26 protein-coding genes are annotated in these 15,167 nt (G+C 54.1%); all 26 read right to left on the bottom strand.

What is annotated here, in order from left to right; translation table 11 throughout:
* Window positions 1-12: 12 nt before the first annotated feature.
* The 26 genes from secY to rpsL all read right to left on the bottom strand — a co-directional run bounded on the left by secY (window position 13) and on the right by rpsL (window position 15,050).
* Complete coding sequence (gene secY / locus ACFZPT_RS24340; protein ID WP_003176406.1) at window positions 13-1,341, bottom strand: preprotein translocase subunit SecY; 1,329 nt, start codon at window positions 1,339-1,341, stop codon at window positions 13-15.
* Window positions 1,342-1,779: a 50S ribosomal protein L15 gene (gene rplO, locus ACFZPT_RS24335; RefSeq protein WP_016969471.1), complete on the bottom strand. Its 438-nt coding sequence runs from the start codon at window positions 1,777-1,779 to the stop codon at window positions 1,342-1,344.
* Window positions 1,780-1,782: 3 nt separating this feature from the next.
* Window positions 1,783-1,959, bottom strand: a complete 177-nt coding sequence (gene rpmD, locus ACFZPT_RS24330; RefSeq protein ID WP_003176408.1) for a 50S ribosomal protein L30 — start codon at window positions 1,957-1,959, stop codon at window positions 1,783-1,785.
* Between the two features lie 2 nt (window positions 1,960-1,961).
* On the bottom strand, window positions 1,962-2,462 hold the full coding sequence (gene rpsE, locus ACFZPT_RS24325) for a 30S ribosomal protein S5 (RefSeq protein WP_010566852.1): 501 nt from the start codon (window positions 2,460-2,462) through the stop codon (window positions 1,962-1,964).
* 3 nt (window positions 2,463-2,465) lie between these two features.
* Entirely contained in the window at window positions 2,466-2,816 is a 351-nt protein-coding gene (rplR, locus tag ACFZPT_RS24320) for a 50S ribosomal protein L18 (protein WP_003186037.1), read from the bottom strand.
* Between the two features lie 10 nt (window positions 2,817-2,826).
* Window positions 2,827-3,360, bottom strand: a complete 534-nt coding sequence (gene rplF / locus ACFZPT_RS24315; RefSeq protein WP_003176412.1) for a 50S ribosomal protein L6 — start codon at window positions 3,358-3,360, stop codon at window positions 2,827-2,829.
* A 12-nt stretch (window positions 3,361-3,372) separates the two neighbouring features.
* Complete coding sequence (rpsH, locus tag ACFZPT_RS24310) at window positions 3,373-3,765, bottom strand: 30S ribosomal protein S8 (RefSeq protein WP_010566853.1); 393 nt, start codon at window positions 3,763-3,765, stop codon at window positions 3,373-3,375.
* A 208-nt stretch (window positions 3,766-3,973) separates the two neighbouring features.
* Window positions 3,974-4,279 carry a 30S ribosomal protein S14 gene (gene rpsN, locus ACFZPT_RS24305; protein ID WP_003176414.1) on the bottom strand — a complete coding sequence of 102 codons (306 nt, stop codon included), beginning with the start codon at window positions 4,277-4,279 and terminating at the stop codon, window positions 3,974-3,976.
* 13 nt (window positions 4,280-4,292) lie between these two features.
* Window positions 4,293-4,832 carry a 50S ribosomal protein L5 gene (rplE, locus tag ACFZPT_RS24300; protein WP_003194642.1) on the bottom strand — a complete coding sequence of 180 codons (540 nt, stop codon included), beginning with the start codon at window positions 4,830-4,832 and terminating at the stop codon, window positions 4,293-4,295.
* A gap of 22 nt (window positions 4,833-4,854) precedes the next feature.
* Window positions 4,855-5,169 (bottom strand): 50S ribosomal protein L24, encoded by a 315-nt coding sequence (gene rplX, locus ACFZPT_RS24295; RefSeq protein WP_007896770.1) that lies wholly within the window; start codon window positions 5,167-5,169, stop codon window positions 4,855-4,857.
* Window positions 5,170-5,180: 11 nt separating this feature from the next.
* Window positions 5,181-5,549 (bottom strand): 50S ribosomal protein L14, encoded by a 369-nt coding sequence (rplN, locus tag ACFZPT_RS24290; protein ID WP_002555479.1) that lies wholly within the window; start codon window positions 5,547-5,549, stop codon window positions 5,181-5,183.
* A 23-nt stretch (window positions 5,550-5,572) separates the two neighbouring features.
* Window positions 5,573-5,839 (bottom strand): 30S ribosomal protein S17, encoded by a 267-nt coding sequence (gene rpsQ / locus ACFZPT_RS24285; RefSeq protein ID WP_003176419.1) that lies wholly within the window; start codon window positions 5,837-5,839, stop codon window positions 5,573-5,575.
* Window positions 5,840-5,841: 2 nt separating this feature from the next.
* Window positions 5,842-6,033, bottom strand: a complete 192-nt coding sequence (gene rpmC, locus ACFZPT_RS24280; RefSeq protein ID WP_002555481.1) for a 50S ribosomal protein L29 — start codon at window positions 6,031-6,033, stop codon at window positions 5,842-5,844.
* Window positions 6,033-6,446 (bottom strand): 50S ribosomal protein L16, encoded by a 414-nt coding sequence (gene rplP / locus ACFZPT_RS24275; protein WP_003176421.1) that lies wholly within the window; start codon window positions 6,444-6,446, stop codon window positions 6,033-6,035. The genes rpmC and rplP overlap by 1 nt, the downstream gene beginning before the upstream one ends.
* 12 nt (window positions 6,447-6,458) lie before the next feature.
* On the bottom strand, window positions 6,459-7,145 hold the full coding sequence (rpsC, locus tag ACFZPT_RS24270; RefSeq protein WP_003176422.1) for a 30S ribosomal protein S3: 687 nt from the start codon (window positions 7,143-7,145) through the stop codon (window positions 6,459-6,461).
* 13 nt (window positions 7,146-7,158) lie between these two features.
* Entirely contained in the window at window positions 7,159-7,491 is a 333-nt protein-coding gene (rplV, locus tag ACFZPT_RS24265) for a 50S ribosomal protein L22 (protein ID WP_003103908.1), read from the bottom strand.
* 11 nt (window positions 7,492-7,502) lie between these two features.
* On the bottom strand, window positions 7,503-7,778 hold the full coding sequence (rpsS, locus tag ACFZPT_RS24260) for a 30S ribosomal protein S19 (protein WP_002555486.1): 276 nt from the start codon (window positions 7,776-7,778) through the stop codon (window positions 7,503-7,505).
* Window positions 7,779-7,794: 16 nt separating this feature from the next.
* Entirely contained in the window at window positions 7,795-8,619 is an 825-nt protein-coding gene (rplB, locus tag ACFZPT_RS24255; RefSeq protein WP_003186055.1) for a 50S ribosomal protein L2, read from the bottom strand.
* A 14-nt stretch (window positions 8,620-8,633) separates the two neighbouring features.
* Window positions 8,634-8,933: a 50S ribosomal protein L23 gene (gene rplW / locus ACFZPT_RS24250; protein WP_002555488.1), complete on the bottom strand. Its 300-nt coding sequence runs from the start codon at window positions 8,931-8,933 to the stop codon at window positions 8,634-8,636.
* Window positions 8,930-9,532 carry a 50S ribosomal protein L4 gene (gene rplD, locus ACFZPT_RS24245; RefSeq protein WP_003176424.1) on the bottom strand — a complete coding sequence of 201 codons (603 nt, stop codon included), beginning with the start codon at window positions 9,530-9,532 and terminating at the stop codon, window positions 8,930-8,932. Before rplD ends, rplW begins: the two co-directional genes overlap by 4 nt.
* Window positions 9,533-9,544: 12 nt before the next feature.
* Window positions 9,545-10,180 (bottom strand): 50S ribosomal protein L3, encoded by a 636-nt coding sequence (gene rplC / locus ACFZPT_RS24240; RefSeq protein WP_379555912.1) that lies wholly within the window; start codon window positions 10,178-10,180, stop codon window positions 9,545-9,547.
* Between the two features lie 81 nt (window positions 10,181-10,261).
* Window positions 10,262-10,573 (bottom strand): 30S ribosomal protein S10, encoded by a 312-nt coding sequence (gene rpsJ / locus ACFZPT_RS24235; protein WP_003186070.1) that lies wholly within the window; start codon window positions 10,571-10,573, stop codon window positions 10,262-10,264.
* A 156-nt stretch (window positions 10,574-10,729) separates the two neighbouring features.
* Window positions 10,730-11,923 (bottom strand): elongation factor Tu, encoded by a 1,194-nt coding sequence (tuf, locus tag ACFZPT_RS24230; protein ID WP_008374172.1) that lies wholly within the window; start codon window positions 11,921-11,923, stop codon window positions 10,730-10,732.
* Between the two features lie 30 nt (window positions 11,924-11,953).
* Window positions 11,954-14,059, bottom strand: a complete 2,106-nt coding sequence (gene fusA, locus ACFZPT_RS24225) for an elongation factor G (RefSeq protein WP_379555913.1) — start codon at window positions 14,057-14,059, stop codon at window positions 11,954-11,956.
* 30 nt (window positions 14,060-14,089) lie between these two features.
* Entirely contained in the window at window positions 14,090-14,560 is a 471-nt protein-coding gene (rpsG, locus tag ACFZPT_RS24220; protein ID WP_002555493.1) for a 30S ribosomal protein S7, read from the bottom strand.
* Between the two features lie 118 nt (window positions 14,561-14,678).
* A complete protein-coding gene (gene rpsL, locus ACFZPT_RS24215; RefSeq protein WP_002555494.1) occupies window positions 14,679-15,050 on the bottom strand; it encodes a 30S ribosomal protein S12 in 372 nt (123 codons plus the stop codon).
* Window positions 15,051-15,167: the final 117 nt, after the last annotated feature.

The raw sequence follows: 15,167 nt of genomic DNA, 5'->3' as shown, positions 1-15,167 counted from the left end.
CCTTATGGGTACTCAGCGCAACATGCCGCTGCCGTAACCCTTCAGGTTGGCTTTCTTCATCAGGGATTCGTACTGGTGCGAAACGAGGTGCGATTGTACTTGGGACATGAAGTCCATCACAACCACGACCACGATCAGCAACGAGGTCCCGCCAAGGTAGAACGGAACGTTTGCCGCAACCACCAGGAACTGGGGCAACAGGCACACGGCCGTCATATATAGAGCACCGAACAGGGTTAAACGAGTCAAAACGCCATCAATGTAGCGTGCAGACTGCTCACCTGGACGGATACCCGGAATAAAGGCACCGGACTTCTTCAGGTTTTCCGCTACGTCTTTCGGATTGAACATCAACGCCGTATAGAAGAAGCAGAAGAAAATAATCCCTGCACTAAACAGCAGAATATTCAACGGCTGACCAGGAGCGATCGACTGAGAGAGGTCCTGCAGCCAGCCCATATTTTCAGACTGACCAAACCAGGTACCCAACGAAGCCGGAAACAGCAAAATGCTGCTCGCGAAAATTGCCGGAATAACACCGGCCATATTCACTTTCAGCGGCAAGTGGCTAGTCTGCGCGGCAAAAACCTTACGGCCCTGCTGACGCTTGGCGTAGTGAACAGCAATACGACGCTGGCCACGCTCAATGAACACCACAAAACCGATAATCGCTACTGCCAGCAAACCGATGGCAACCAAGGCGAAGATATTGATATCACCCTGACGTGCAGACTCAAAAGACTGCCCAATCGCTCTCGGAAGACCGGCGACGATACCTGCGAAAATCAACATCGAGATACCGTTACCAACACCACGCTCAGTAATCTGCTCACCCAGCCACATCATGAACATTGCACCAGCCACAAAAGTGGAAACTGCAACGAAATGGAAGCCAAAGTCACCAGTGAACGCAACACCCTGCCCGGCCAGGCCAACGGACATGCCGATAGCTTGAACCAGAGCGAGGATGACAGTGCCGTAGCGGGTGTACTGGCTAATCTTGCGACGGCCAGCTTCACCTTCCTTCTTCAACTGCTCCAGCTGCGGGCTGACGGCGGTCATCAGTTGCATGATGATCGATGCCGAAATATACGGCATGATCCCCAGCGCAAAGATGCTCATCCGCTCCAGCGCGCCGCCGGAAAACATGTTGAACAAGCTAAGAATGGTCCCCTCATTCTGTCGAAACAGGTCTGCGAGTCGGTCCGGGTTGATACCTGGAACCGGGATGTGTGCGCCTATTCGGTAGACGATAATCGCCAGGAACAGAAAACGCAGACGAGCCCAGAGTTCAGACATACCGCCTTTGCCGAGCGCAGAGAGAGCACCTTGCTTAGCCATTTATTCCTCGAACTTGCCGCCAGCTGCTTCGATAGCCGAACGCGCACCTTTGGTGGCGCCGATTCCCTTGCCGATAGTGACAGCGCGAGTCACTTCACCGGACAGCATGATTTTCACACGCTGTACGTTGACGTTGATCACGTTGGCATCTTTCAGGGTCTGCAGAGTAACGATGTCGCCTTCCACTTTAGCCAGCTCGGACAGACGCACTTCTGCGCGATCCATGGCTTTTAGGGATACGAAACCGAACTTAGGCAGGCGACGATGCAACGGCTGTTGACCGCCTTCAAAGCCTGGAGCGATGGTACCACCGGAGCGGGAGGTCTGACCTTTGTGGCCACGGCCACCAGTCTTACCCAAACCGCTACCGATACCACGGCCCGGACGATGCTTTTCGCGACGGGAACCCGGCGCTGGACTCAGATCATTGAGTTTCATCGATTAACCCTCGACACGCAGCATGTAGTAAGCCTTGTTGATCATCCCGCGATTCTCGGGAGTATCCTGGACTTCTACAGTGTGACCGATGCGACGCAGACCCAGACCCTTAACACACAGTTTGTGGTTAGGGATGCGGCCGGTCATGCTTTTGATCAGCGTTACTTTAACGGTAGCCATGATCAGAAAATCTCCTGGACGCTTTTGCCACGCTTGGCGGCAATGGATTCAGGGGACTGCATAGCTTTCAAACCTTTGAAAGTGGCGTGAACCACGTTTACCGGGTTAGTCGAGCCGTAGCACTTGGCCAGAACGTTCTGAACACCAGCAACTTCGAGGACAGCACGCATAGCGCCACCAGCGATGATACCGGTACCTTCAGAAGCAGGCTGCATGTACACCTTCGAAGCGCCATGGGCGGACTTCATTGCGTACTGCAGGGTGGTTCCGTTCAGATCAACTTGGATCATGTTGCGACGAGCAGCTTCCATTGCCTTCTGGATCGCAGCAGGCACTTCACGCGACTTGCCACGGCCGAAGCCAACACGCCCTTTACCATCACCAACCACGGTCAACGCGGTGAAAGTGAAGATACGGCCGCCTTTAACGGTTTTGGCTACGCGGTTAACTTGAACCAGCTTCTCAATGTAGCCTTCGTCGCGCTTTTGGTCGTTATTTGACATAACTTAGAACTCCAGCCCAGCTTCACGAGCAGCATCAGCCAACGCTTTAACGCGGCCGTGGTACTTGAAGCCAGAGCGGTCGAAAGCCACTTGCGAGACGCCAGCGGCCTTAGCACGCGTAGCGACCAGCTGGCCAACCTTTGTGGCCGCGTCGATGTTGCCAGTGGCACCATCACGCAGTTCTTTATCCAAAGTCGAGGCGCTTGCCAGGACTTTGTTGCCGTCGGCCGAGATGACCTGGGCGTAGATGTGCTGCGACGAGCGGAACACGCAGAGACGCACGACTTCGAGTTCGTGCATTTTCAGGCGTGCTTTGCGAGCGCGACGCAGTCGAGTAACTTTTTTGTCGGTCATTTGCTATGCCCTACTTCTTCTTGGCTTCTTTACGACGGACGACTTCGTCCGCGTAGCGCACACCTTTGCCTTTGTACGGCTCTGGTGGACGGAAGTCGCGGATCTCAGCAGCCACTTGACCTACCAGCTGCTTATCGATGCCCTTGATCAGGATATCGGTCTGGCTAGGAGTCTCAGCGGTGATGCCTTCCGGCAGTTCGTAATCCACTGGGTGCGAAAAGCCAAGGGCCAGGTTCAAAACCGTGCCTTTTGCTTGCGCTTTGTAACCAACACCGACCAGCTGGAGCTTACGCTCGAAGCCTTGGCTTACGCCTTGGACCATGTTGTTCACCAACGCACGCGTGGTACCGGCCATTGCGCGAGTCTGTTGATCGCCATTGCGAGCAGCGAAACGCAGCTCACCAGCTTCTTCAACGATCTCAACGGACGAATGGATGTTCAGTTCAAGAGTACCCTTGGCACCCTTCACCGAAAGCTGTTGGCCTGCGAATTTGACTTCGACACCGGCTGGCAGCTTAACGGGGTTCTTAGCGACGCGAGACATGCTTATCCCCCCTTAGAACACAGTGCAAAGAACTTCGCCGCCGACACCGGCAGCGCGCGCAGCACGATCCGTCATCACACCTTTGTTGGTGGAGACGATAGACACGCCCAGACCGCCACGAACTTTCGGCAGATCTTCAGCGGACTTGTACTGACGCAGGCCTGGACGGCTAACGCGCTTCACTTCCTCGATGACCGAACGGCCTTCGAAGTACTTCAGCTCGATGGACAGCAGTGGCTTGGTTTCGCTGCTGATCTGATAACCCGCAATGTAGCCTTCGTCTTTCAGGACTTTGGCAACAGCTACCTTCAACTTGGAAGATGGCATGCTTACGACGGACTTTTCAGCCATCTGGGCATTACGGATACGAGTTAGCATGTCCGCTAACGGGTCCTGCATACTCATGGGCTAGACGCTCCTAATACAAAAAAATTAGCCTTGCGGCTACATATGTCGCCGAGAATCTCCGGGCATAGAAAACACGGGCTCAGGCGAGCCGGGTATTCTAGACACACTCCGGAAATGAAACAAGCCCCAAAAGGGGCTTGTTCCAGATTCAAGGTCACCGGCGGTCAGTATCTTGCGATACCAACCGCCTGGACTCTGAAAGTACTTACCAGCTGGCTTTAACAAGACCTGGCACGTCACCACGCATTGCCGCTTCACGCAATTTGTTACGGCCGAGGCCGAACTTGCGGTAAACGCCGTGTGGACGACCGGTCAGGCGGCAGCGGTTACGCATGCGCGAAGCGCTTGCGTCACGTGGCTGCTTCTGCAGAGCTACTGTAGCTTCCCAACGCGCTTCTGGACTTGCGTTCAGATCAACGATGATTGCTTTCAGTGCTGCACGCTTCTTGGCGTACTTGGCAACCGTGAGCTGACGCTTCAGCTCGCGGTTTTTCATGCTCATCTTGGCCATGGTCCTACTCCAATCAGTTGCGGAACGGGAATTTGAAAGCACGCAACAGGGCGCGACCTTCATCATCGTTCTTGGCAGTGGTGGTCAGGGTGATGTCCAGACCGCGGAGAGCATCGATCTTGTCGTAGTCGATTTCCGGGAAAATGATCTGCTCTTTCACGCCCATGCTGTAGTTGCCACGACCATCGAAGGACTTGGCATTCAGGCCGCGGAAGTCGCGAACCCGAGGCAGGGAGATCGACAGCAGACGATCCAGGAATTCGTACATACGCTCACGGCGCAGAGTTACCTTGACGCCGATCGGCCAACCTTCACGGACTTTAAAGCCAGCGATGGATTTCCGAGCGTAGGTCACAACGACTTTTTGGCCGGTGATCTTTTCCAGGTCAGCAACAGCATGCTCGATGACTTTTTTGTCGCCGATCGCTTCGCCCAGACCCATGTTCAGGGTGATTTTGGTAACGCGCGGAACTTCCATCACGTTCCCGAGCTTAAGTTCTTCCTTAAGCTTGGGGGCGATTTCCTTCCGGTAAATCTCTTGTAGTCGTGCCATGGTCTTATCTACCTAGCAGTGTTCAAGCATCAACCGCTTTTTGGGTCGACTTGAAGACACGAATTTTCTTACCGTCTTCTACTTTGAAACCAACACGATCAGCCTTGTTGGTTTCGCCGTTGAAGATGGCGACGTTAGAAGCGTGCAGAGGCGCTTCTTTCTCGACGATACCGCCCTGTACGCCCGACATCGGGTTAGGCTTGGTATGACGCTTGACCAGGTTCAGACCACCTACAACCAGACGGTCGTCAGCGAGAACCTTCAGCACCTTACCGCGCTTACCTTTGTCTTTGCCGGCGATCACGATGATCTCGTCGTCACGACGAATCTTTTGCATGTCGGATCTCCTTACAGCACTTCTGGGGCGAGCGAGACGATCTTCATGAACTTCTCAGTACGAAGTTCACGGGTCACTGGCCCAAAGATACGGGTGCCGATCGGCTCTTGCTTGTTGTTCAGAAGAACAGCAGCGTTGCCATCAAAGCGGATAATGGAGCCATCAGCACGGCGTACGCCGTGACGAGTGCGGACTACAACAGCAGTCATCACTTGGCCTTTTTTCACCTTACCGCGAGGAATTGCTTCCTTCACGGTAACTTTGATGATGTCACCGATACCAGCGTAACGACGATGGGAGCCACCCAGCACCTTGATGCACATAACACGGCGAGCGCCGCTGTTATCGGCCACATCGAGCATGGATTGAGTCTGAATCATATAATTTCTCCGACCCCTAGTCCTTAGACTTCCACAGCGCGTTCGAGAACATCAACCAATGCCCAAGACTTAGTCTTGGCAAGCGGACGAGTTTCACGAATAGTGACTTTGTCGCCGATGTGGCACTGATTGGTTTCGTCGTGCGCGTGCAGCTTAGTCGAACGCTTAACATATTTACCGTAGATCGGGTGCTTAACGCGACGCTCGATCAGAACGGTGATGGTTTTGTCCATCTTGTCGCTGACAACACGGCCAGTCAGCGTACGGACAGTCTTTTCGGCTTCAGCCATGATCACTTACCTGCCTGCTGGTTGAGCACAGTCTTCACGCGAGCGATGTCACGCTTAACTTGCGAGAGCAGATGAGACTGCCCCAACTGGCCAGTTGCTTTCTGCATGCGCAGATTGAACTGGTCGCGCAGCAAGCCGAGCAGTTGCTCGTTCAGCTGCTGTGCGGATTTTTCACGAAGTTCATTCGCTTTCATCACATCACCGTCCGTTTAACAAAGGAGGTGGCGAGTGGCAGCTTTGCAGCAGCCAGGGCGAAAGCCTCACGCGCCAGCTCTTCAGAAACACCCTCGATTTCATACAGGACTTTGCCTGGCTGAATCTGGGCTACCCAGTACTCCACGTTACCCTTACCTTTACCCATCCGCACTTCGAGAGGCTTCTTGGAGATCGGCTTGTCCGGGAATACACGGATCCAGATCTTGCCGCCACGTTTTACGTGACGGGTCAGAGCACGACGTGCTGACTCGATCTGACGAGCGGTGAGACGACCACGAGCTACAGACTTCAGCGCGAACTCGCCGAAGCTGACTTTGCTACCGCGCTGAGCCAGACCACGGTTGTGGCCTGTCATCTGCTTGCGGAACTTCGTACGCTTAGGTTGCAACATTTGGCGTACCCCTTACTTAGCAGCTTTTTTACGAGGCGCTGGTGCTTGTGGTTTCAGTTCTTCTTGGCGACCACCAATTACTTCGCCTTTGAAGATCCAAACCTTTACACCGATCACACCGTAAGTGGTGTGAGCTTCGTAGTTGGCATAGTCGATGTCGGCACGCAGGGTGTGCAATGGCACACGACCTTCGCGATACCATTCAGTACGTGCGATTTCAGCACCGCCGAGACGACCGCTCACTTGGATTTTGATGCCTTTGGCACCAATGCGCATGGCGTTCTGTACGGCGCGTTTCATAGCGCGACGGAACATTACGCGACGCTCCAGCTGCTGAGCTACGCTCTGCGCAACCAGCATACCGTCGAGCTCCGGCTTGCGGATCTCTTCGATATTGATGTGCACAGGCACACCCATTTGCTTGGTCAGGTCCTGACGCAGTTTCTCAACATCTTCACCTTTCTTCCCGATAACGATACCTGGACGAGCGGTGTGAATGGTGATACGTGCAGTTTGCGCCGGACGATGGATATCGATACGGCTTACGGACGCGCTTTTTAGTTTGTCTTGGAGATACTCACGCACCTTCAGATCAGCGAACAAATAGTCCGCATAAGTCCGACCGTCTGCGTACCAGACGGAGGTGTGCTCCTTGACGATTCCCAGGCGAATGCCAATGGGATGTACTTTCTGACCCATCTCTTCGACTCCGTTACTTGTCAGCAACCTTGACAGTGATATGGCAAGACCGCTTGACGATGCGATCAGCACGGCCTTTGGCACGTGGCATGATGCGCTTCAGCGAACGCCCTTCGTTGACGAAAACGGTGCTGACTTTAAGGTCATCAACGTCTGCGCCTTCGTTATGCTCGGCGTTGGCTACGGCCGACTCCAGCACTTTCTTCATGATCTCGGCGGCTTTCTTACTGCTGAAAGCCAACAGGTTGAGCGCTTCGCCCACCTTCTTCCCGCGGATCTGGTCGGCGACCAAGCGGGCTTTCTGGGCGGAGATTCGAGCGCCCGACAACTTAGCGGCTACTTCCATTTCCTTACCCCTTAACGCTTGGCTTTCTTGTCTGCCACGTGCCCACGATAAGTGCGGGTACCGGCAAACTCGCCCAGTTTGTGGCCGACCATGTCTTCGTTAACGAGAACGGGGACGTGTTGACGACCGTTGTGTACTGCGATGGTCAAACCGACCATTTGTGGCAGGATCATCGAGCGACGCGACCAGGTCTTAACTGGTTTGCGATCGTTCTTTTCCGCCGCCACTTCGATCTTCTTCAGTAGGTGAAGATCAATAAAAGGACCTTTTTTCAGAGAACGTGGCACTGTCGTATCCCTCTATTTACTTGCGACGACGGACGATCATTTTGTCGGTACGCTTATTACCACGAGTCTTCGCGCCCTTAGTCGGGAAGCCCCATGGCGATACCGGATGACGACCACCAGAGGTACGACCTTCACCACCACCGTGTGGGTGGTCAACCGGGTTCATGGCAACACCACGAACGGTTGGGCGAACGCCACGCCAGCGTTTGGCACCAGCTTTACCCAGCGAACGCAGGCTGTGCTCGGAGTTCGAGACTTCGCCCAGGGTCGCACGGCATTCAGCCAGTACTTTACGCATCTCACCAGAACGCAGACGCAGGGTCACGTAGACACCTTCACGAGCGATCAGCTGTGCAGAAGCACCAGCGGAACGAGCGATTTGCGCGCCTTTACCTGGCTTCAATTCGATGCCGTGTACGGTGCTACCAACTGGAATGTTACGCAGCTGCAGAGCGTTGCCCGGCTTGATCGGTGCCAAAGCACCTGCGATCAGCTGGTCGCCAGCGCTCACGCCTTTAGGGGCGATGATGTAGCGACGCTCGCCATCTGCGTACAGCAGCAGAGCGATGTGAGCAGTACGGTTTGGATCGTATTCGATACGCTCGACAGTGGCAGCGATGCCATCTTTGTCGTTACGACGGAAGTCGACCAGACGATAATGCTGCTTATGGCCACCACCGATGTGACGAGTGGTAATACGACCATTGTTGTTACGACCACCAGACTTCGATTTCTTCTCGAGCAGCGGTGCGTGAGGAGCGCCTTTATGCAGCTCCTGGTTGACCACCTTGACCACAAAACGGCGGCCAGGGGAAGTCGGTTTGCATTTAACGATTGCCATGATGCACCCCTTCCTTACTCAGCACTGCTGCTGAAATCGAGATCTTGGCCTGGCTGAAGGGAGATAACTGCCTTCTTCCAGTCATTACGCTTGCCCAGACCGCGAGCAGTGCGCTTGCTCTTACCCAGAACGTTCAGGGTAGTAACACGCTCTACTTTCACGCTGAACAGGCTTTCGACGGCCTTCTTGATTTCCAGCTTGGTTGCGTCAGTTGCAACCTTGAAAACGAACTGGCCTTTCTTGTCAGCCAGAACCGTAGCCTTTTCGGAAACGTGCGGGCCAAGCAGAACTTTAAATACGCGTTCCTGGTTCATCCCAGCAGCTCCTCGAATTTCTTCACGGCCGACACGGTGATCAACACCTTGTCGTATGCGATCAGACTAACTGGATCGGAACCTTGCACGTCACGTACATCAACGTGTGGCAGGTTACGAGCAGCCAGGTACAGGTTCTGATCAACAGCTTCAGACACGATCAATACGTCGGTCAGGCTCATGTTGTTCAGTTTGCCCAGCAGATCTTTGGTTTTTGGACTTTCAACAGCGAAGTCCTGAACCACGACCAGGCGATCAGTACGCACGAGTTCAGCAAGGATGGAGCGCAGAGCTGCGCGATACATCTTCTTGTTGAGCTTCTGAGAATGATCCTGCGGACGAGCTGCAAAAGTAGTACCGCCGCCGCGCCAGATTGGGCTACGGATAGTACCGGCACGAGCACGGCCAGTACCTTTCTGACGCCAAGGGCGCTTACCGCCACCACGAACGTCGGAACGGGTCTTTTGCTGCTTGCTACCTTGACGGCCGCCGGCCATGTAGGCCACGACTGCTTGGTGAACCAGCGTCTCGTTGAATTCGCCGCCAAATGTCAGTTCGGAAACTTCGATCGCTTGAGCGTCATTTACATTTAATTGCATGTCAGCTTCCCCTTAACCGCGAGCCTTGGCCGCTGGACGTACAACCAGGTTGCCGCCAGTAGCGCCAGGAACAGCACCCTTGACCAACAACAGATTGCGTTCAGCGTCGACGCGCACTACTTCGAGGGACTGCACGGTCACGCGCTCAGCGCCCATATGACCGGACATTTTCTTGCCCTTGAATACACGACCAGGAGTCTGGCACTGGCCAATAGAGCCCGGGACGCGGTGGGAGACGGAGTTACCGTGAGTGTTGTCTTGGCCACGGAAATTCCAACGCTTGATCGTACCCTGGAAGCCTTTACCTTTGGACTGACCGGTTACATCAACCAGTTGACCAGCAGCGAAGATTTCAGCGTTGATCAGATCGCCAGCCTGGTAGTCGCCATCTTCAAGACGGAACTCCATAACAGTACGACCAGCTGCAACGTTCGCTTTAGCGAAGTGACCTGCTTGAGCAGCAGTCACGCGCGAAGCACGACGCTCGCCTACAGTGACTTGCACTGCACGATAGCCATCGGCTTCTTCAGTTTTGAACTGGGTGACGCGATTCGGCTCGATCTCAATGACCGTGACCGGAATGGAGACACCTTCTTCGGTGAAAATACGGGTCATACCGCATTTACGACCGACTACACCAATAGTCATGTTGTAAACCTCATGAGTGTACGGGGCTTTCACCCGCTATGGCCGCCCATTTCAGAGCGTTACACGACTAAGACCCAAGTCTTAGCCGAGGCTGATCTGTACTTCCACACCGGCCGCCAGATCGAGCTTCATAAGAGCATCAACGGTTTTATCCGTTGGCTGGACGATGTCCAGTACGCGCTTATGAGTACGGATCTCGTACTGGTCACGCGCGTCTTTGTTGACGTGCGGAGAGACCAGAACGGTGAACCGCTCTTTACGGGTAGGCAGTGGAATTGGACCACGCACTTGAGCACCAGTACGTTTCGCGGTTTCCACGATTTCCTGGGTGGATTGGTCGATCAGGCGATGGTCAAAAGCCTTCAACCTGATACGGATTTGCTGATTTTGCATTGGATTTCAGACTCCGGCTGCTATTCCCACCGAGCGCAATACGCCCGTTAAAAGGAGGCGCAATTCTATAGACGGCCCCGATAGGTGTCAACCCAATAAAAAAGCCCCCGCTGAGCGGGGGCTTTTTCAAAGCATCAAAGCAAACTCTAAAAGAGCTTACTCGATGATTTTAGCTACAACGCCAGCACCAACGGTACGGCCGCCTTCACGGATAGCGAAGCGCAGACCGTCTTCCATTGCGATGGTTTTGATCAGGGTAACAGTCATCTGAATGTTATCGCCTGGCATTACCATTTCAACGCCTTCTGGCAATTCGCAGTTACCGGTCACGTCAGTAGTACGGAAGTAGAACTGTGGACGGTAGCCTTTGAAGAACGGAGTGTGACGGCCGCCTTCTTCCTTGCTCAGAACGTAAACTTCTGCAGTGAACTTGGTGTGCGGCTTAACCGAACCCGGCTTAACCAGAACCTGACCACGCTCAACGTCGTCACGCTTGGTACCACGCAGCAGAACACCGCAGTTCTCGCCAGCACGACCTTCGTCGAGCAGCTTACGGAACATCTCAACACCGGTGCAGGTGGTGACGGTGGTGTCACGCAGACCAACGATTTCCAGTGGATCCTGAACGCGAACGATACCGCGCTCGATACGACCAGTCACAACGGTACCACGACCGGAGATCGAGAATACGTCTTCGATTGGCATCAGGAACGGCTTGTCGGTCAGACGAACTGGCTCTGGGATGTAGGTATCCAGAGTTTCAACCAGCTTACGAACGGCAGTGGTGCCCATTTCGTTGTCGTCTTTGCCTTCCAGAGCCATACGAGCAGAACCGATGATGATCGGAGTGTCGTCGCCTGGGAAGTCGTAAGTGCTCAGCAGATCGCGCACTTCCATCTCAACCAGTTCCAGCAGCTCAGCGTCGTCTACCAGGTCAGCCTTGTTCAGGAAAACCACGATGTACGGAACGCCTACCTGACGGGACAGCAGGATGTGCTCACGGGTTTGTGGCATCGGACCATCAGCGGCCGAGCAAACCAGGATCGCGCCGTCCATCTGGGCAGCACCGGTGATCATGTTCTTCACATAGTCAGCGTGACCTGGGCAGTCAACGTGAGCGTAGTGACGAATAGTCGAGTTGTACTCAACGTGCGCGGTGTTGATGGTAATACCACGAGCTTTTTCTTCTGGAGCGCTGTCGATCTTGTCGAATTCAACTACGGCCGAACCGAAAACTTCGGAGCAGACGCGAGTCAGAGCAGCGGTCAGAGTGGTTTTACCGTGGTCAACGTGGCCGATGGTGCCAACGTTTACGTGCGGTAGGGAACGATCAAATTTTTCTTTAGCCACGACAATTAACTCCTTGCCTAAAGGACTGAATCAGCCTTGTTTTTTGGATACAGTTTCAGCGATGTGCGCCGGAGCTGTGTTGTATTTTTTGAATTCCATAGAGTAGCTTGCGCGACCCTGAGACATGGAACGAACGTCGGTCGCATAACCGAACATCTCACCCAACGGAACCTCGGCGCGAATCACTTTGCCGGAAACCGTATCTTCCATACCCAAGATCATGCCGCGACGACGGTTAAGGTCGCCCATGACATCACCCATATAGTCTTCAGGTGTAACAACTTCTACCGCCATGATTGGCTCAAGCAACTCACCACCGCCCTTCTGGGCCAGTTGCTTGGTTGCCATGGAAGCAGCCACCTTAAACGCCATCTCGTTGGAGTCGACGTCGTGGTAAGAACCGTCAAAAACGGTTGCTTTCAGGCCGATCAGCGGATAGCCGGCAACAACACCGTTCTTCATCTGCTCCTCGATACCCTTCTGGATAGCAGGGATGTATTCCTTAGGAACAACACCACCTACTACTTCGTTCACGAATTGCAGACCTTCCTGACCTTCGTCAGCAGGTGCAAAACGGATCCAGCAGTGACCGAATTGACCACGACCGCCGGACTGCCGAACGAATTTGCCTTCGATTTCACAGTTCTTCGTGATGCGCTCACGATAGGAAACCTGAGGCTTACCGATGTTGGCTTCGACGTTGAACTCACGGCGCATCCGGTCTACCAGGATGTCCAGGTGCAGCTCGCCCATGCCGGAGATGATCGTTTGACCAGTCTCTTCATCAGTCTTGACGCGGAAAGATGGATCTTCCTGAGCAAGCTTGCCCAGAGCGATACCCATTTTTTCCTGGTCATCCTTGGTCTTAGGCTCTACCGCAACCGAGATAACCGGCTCCGGGAAGTCCATGCGAACCAGGATGATTGGCTTAGCAGCGTCGCACAAAGTTTCACCAGTGGTGACATCCTTCATGCCGATCAGGGCCGCGATGTCGCCAGCGCGAACTTCCTTGATCTCTTCACGGGCGTTTGCGTGCATCTGCACCATACGGCCCACACGCTCTTTCTTGCCTTTAACCGAGTTGATCACGCCGTCGCCGGACGCCAACACGCCCGAGTAAACGCGGACAAAGGTCAAAGTACCCACGAATGGGTCGGTAGCGATCTTGAACGCCAGAGCCGAGAACGGCTCGCTGTCGTCAGCGTGACGCTCCATCTCTTCTTCCTCGTTATCAGGGTTAGTACCCTTGATAGCAGGAATGTCAGTAGGGGCAGGCAAGAAGTCGATAACGGCGTCGAGAACCAGGGGAACACCCTTATTCTTGAAGGAAGAACCACAAACAGCCAAGACGATCTCACCAGCGATAGTACGCTGACGAAGAGCGGCCTTGATTTCCACGTTGGTGAGTTCTTCACCTTCGAGGTACTTGTTCATCAGTTCTTCGCTGGCTTCGGCAGCAGCCTCGACCATGTTGTTGCGCCACTCATCAGCCAGTTCCTGCAATTCAGCAGGGATAGACTTACGAACAGGAACCATACCCTTGTCGGCATCGTTCCAGTAGACAGCTTCCATGTTGATCAGATCAATCTGACCCTGGAAGTTATCTTCGGAACCGATAGCCAACTGGATCGGCACCGGAGTGTGACCCAAACGCTGCTTGATCTGACCGATCACGCGCAGGAAGTTGGCACCAGCACGGTCCATCTTGTTTACGTAAACAAGACGCGGCACGCCGTATTTGTTGGCTTGACGCCATACAGTTTCCGACTGAGGCTCAACACCCGAAGTACCGCAGAACACAACGACAGCGCCGTCGAGCACACGCAGGGAACGCTCAACTTCAATGGTGAAGTCCACGTGGCCCGGGGTATCGATTACGTTGAAGCGATGCTCGTCTTTGTACTGCTTCTCAGAACCTTTCCAGAAGGCGGTAATAGCAGCAGAAGTAATGGTAATACCACGCTCCTGCTCCTGAACCATCCAGTCTGTGGTCGCGGCGCCGTCATGCACCTCGCCCATTTTGTGACTTTTGCCGGTGTAAAACAGTACGCGCTCAGTGGTGGTGGTTTTACCAGCATCCACGTGTGCGACGATACCGATGTTACGGTAGCGGCTAATCGGAGTAGTACGAGCCATAAAGCCCTCGCAAAATTAGTGAAGCTAAAATTAGAAGCGGTAGTGCGAGAAAGCTTTGTTGGCTTCAGCCATACGGTGCACGTCTTCACGCTTCTTAACAGCAGCACCTTTACCTTCAGCAGCGTCCAACAGTTCGCCGGCCAAACGCAGAGCCATAGACTTCTCGCCACGCTTACGGGCGAAGTCTACCAACCAGCGCATTGCCAGAGCGTTACGACGGGACGGACGAACTTCAACCGGAACCTGGTAAGTAGCACCGCCTACACGGCGCGACTTCACTTCGACCAGCGGAGCGATGGCGTCGAGAGCTTTCTCGAAGATTTCCAGGGGGTCGCTGTTCTTGCGTTCTTTAACCTTTTCCAGCGCGCCATAAACGATACGCTCGGCAACGGCTTTCTTGCCGCTTTCCATTACGTGGTTCATGAACTTGGCCAGAATTTGGCTTCCGTATTTTGGATCGTCAAGCACTTCGCGCTTGGCTGCTACGCGTCTTCTTGGCATGGATAAGCCCTCAAACGGTCTTCAGGTTCGCTCGGAATCGGTGCCCTTTCGGGACGCCTCCGACCTTACTCTTATCGACTCAGAAAATAAGATGATTCAGGTTTGCAAAAAGCCGCTACTACTTAGGCTTCTTGGTACCGTACTTCGAACGACCCTGGTTACGACCCTTAACGCCGGAAGTATCCAAGGAACCGCGTACGGTGTGGTAACGAACACCTGGCAAGTCTTTTACACGACCGCCGCGGATCAGTACCACGCTGTGCTCTTGAAGGTTGTGGCCTTCACCGCCGATGTACGAGGAAACCTCGAAACCGTTGGTCAGACGCACACGGCATACTTTACGCAGTGCCGAGTTAGGTTTTTTCGGCGTAGTGGTATACACACGAGTGCATACGCCACGACGTTGCGGGCAGTTCTGCAGCGCAGGCACGTCGGATTTCTCGACGATACGCTTACGCGGCTGACGTACCAGCTGGTTGATAGTTGCCATCTACTAGCTCCACTGTTGTCTTGCGACGCTATTGTCTTGCAAGAAAAGCAAAATGGCAGGAACGAATTCCCGCCAAATTTAGGGGTACAAGAGTCTAAAGAGGATCTTGCCCCCAGT

It is taken from the genome of Pseudomonas sp. MD330_10, assembly GCF_042610415.1.
In the GTDB taxonomy this organism is placed as follows: domain Bacteria; phylum Pseudomonadota; class Gammaproteobacteria; order Pseudomonadales; family Pseudomonadaceae; genus Aquipseudomonas; species Aquipseudomonas rhodesiae.
This window is presented reverse-complemented; position numbering and strand designations above follow the sequence as displayed.

Excerpts from the sequence above, each read along its gene's own strand:
- secY (WP_003176406.1), bottom strand. The coding sequence starts at position 1,341 with ATGGCTAAGCAAGGTGCTCTCTCTGCGCTCGGCAAAGGCGGTATGTCT.
- rplO (WP_016969471.1), bottom strand. The coding sequence starts at position 1,779 with ATGAAACTCAATGATCTGAGTCCAGCGCCGGGTTCCCGTCGCGAAAAG.
- rpmD (WP_003176408.1), bottom strand. The coding sequence starts at position 1,959 with ATGGCTACCGTTAAAGTAACGCTGATCAAAAGCATGACCGGCCGCATC.
- rpsE (WP_010566852.1), bottom strand. The coding sequence starts at position 2,462 with ATGTCAAATAACGACCAAAAGCGCGACGAAGGCTACATTGAGAAGCTG.
- rplR (WP_003186037.1), bottom strand. The coding sequence starts at position 2,816 with ATGACCGACAAAAAAGTTACTCGACTGCGTCGCGCTCGCAAAGCACGC.
- rplF (WP_003176412.1), bottom strand. The coding sequence starts at position 3,360 with ATGTCTCGCGTCGCTAAGAACCCCGTTAAGCTGCCAGCCGGTGTCGAA.
- rpsH (WP_010566853.1), bottom strand. The coding sequence starts at position 3,765 with ATGAGTATGCAGGACCCGTTAGCGGACATGCTAACTCGTATCCGTAAT.
- rpsN (WP_003176414.1), bottom strand. The coding sequence starts at position 4,279 with ATGGCCAAGATGAGCATGAAAAACCGCGAGCTGAAGCGTCAGCTCACG.
- rplE (WP_003194642.1), bottom strand. The coding sequence starts at position 4,832 with ATGGCACGACTACAAGAGATTTACCGGAAGGAAATCGCCCCCAAGCTT.
- rplX (WP_007896770.1), bottom strand. The coding sequence starts at position 5,169 with ATGCAAAAGATTCGTCGTGACGACGAGATCATCGTGATCGCCGGCAAA.
- rplN (WP_002555479.1), bottom strand. The coding sequence starts at position 5,549 with ATGATTCAGACTCAATCCATGCTCGATGTGGCCGATAACAGCGGCGCT.
- rpsQ (WP_003176419.1), bottom strand. The coding sequence starts at position 5,839 with ATGGCTGAAGCCGAAAAGACTGTCCGTACGCTGACTGGCCGTGTTGTC.
- rpmC (WP_002555481.1), bottom strand. The coding sequence starts at position 6,033 with ATGAAAGCGAATGAACTTCGTGAAAAATCCGCACAGCAGCTGAACGAG.
- rplP (WP_003176421.1), bottom strand. The coding sequence starts at position 6,446 with ATGTTGCAACCTAAGCGTACGAAGTTCCGCAAGCAGATGACAGGCCAC.
- rpsC (WP_003176422.1), bottom strand. The coding sequence starts at position 7,145 with ATGGGTCAGAAAGTACATCCCATTGGCATTCGCCTGGGAATCGTCAAG.
- rplV (WP_003103908.1), bottom strand. The coding sequence starts at position 7,491 with ATGGAAGTAGCCGCTAAGTTGTCGGGCGCTCGAATCTCCGCCCAGAAA.
- rplB (WP_003186055.1), bottom strand. The coding sequence starts at position 8,619 with ATGGCAATCGTTAAATGCAAACCGACTTCCCCTGGCCGCCGTTTTGTG.
- rplW (WP_002555488.1), bottom strand. The coding sequence starts at position 8,933 with ATGAACCAGGAACGCGTATTTAAAGTTCTGCTTGGCCCGCACGTTTCC.
- rplD (WP_003176424.1), bottom strand. The coding sequence starts at position 9,532 with ATGCAATTAAATGTAAATGACGCTCAAGCGATCGAAGTTTCCGAACTG.
- rplC (WP_379555912.1), bottom strand. The coding sequence starts at position 10,180 with ATGACTATTGGTGTAGTCGGTCGTAAATGCGGTATGACCCGTATTTTC.
- rpsJ (WP_003186070.1), bottom strand. The coding sequence starts at position 10,573 with ATGCAAAATCAGCAAATCCGTATCAGGTTGAAGGCTTTTGACCATCGC.
- fusA (WP_379555913.1), bottom strand. The coding sequence starts at position 14,059 with ATGGCTCGTACTACTCCGATTAGCCGCTACCGTAACATCGGTATCGTC.
- rpsG (WP_002555493.1), bottom strand. The coding sequence starts at position 14,560 with ATGCCAAGAAGACGCGTAGCAGCCAAGCGCGAAGTGCTTGACGATCCA.
- rpsL (WP_002555494.1), bottom strand. The coding sequence starts at position 15,050 with ATGGCAACTATCAACCAGCTGGTACGTCAGCCGCGTAAGCGTATCGTC.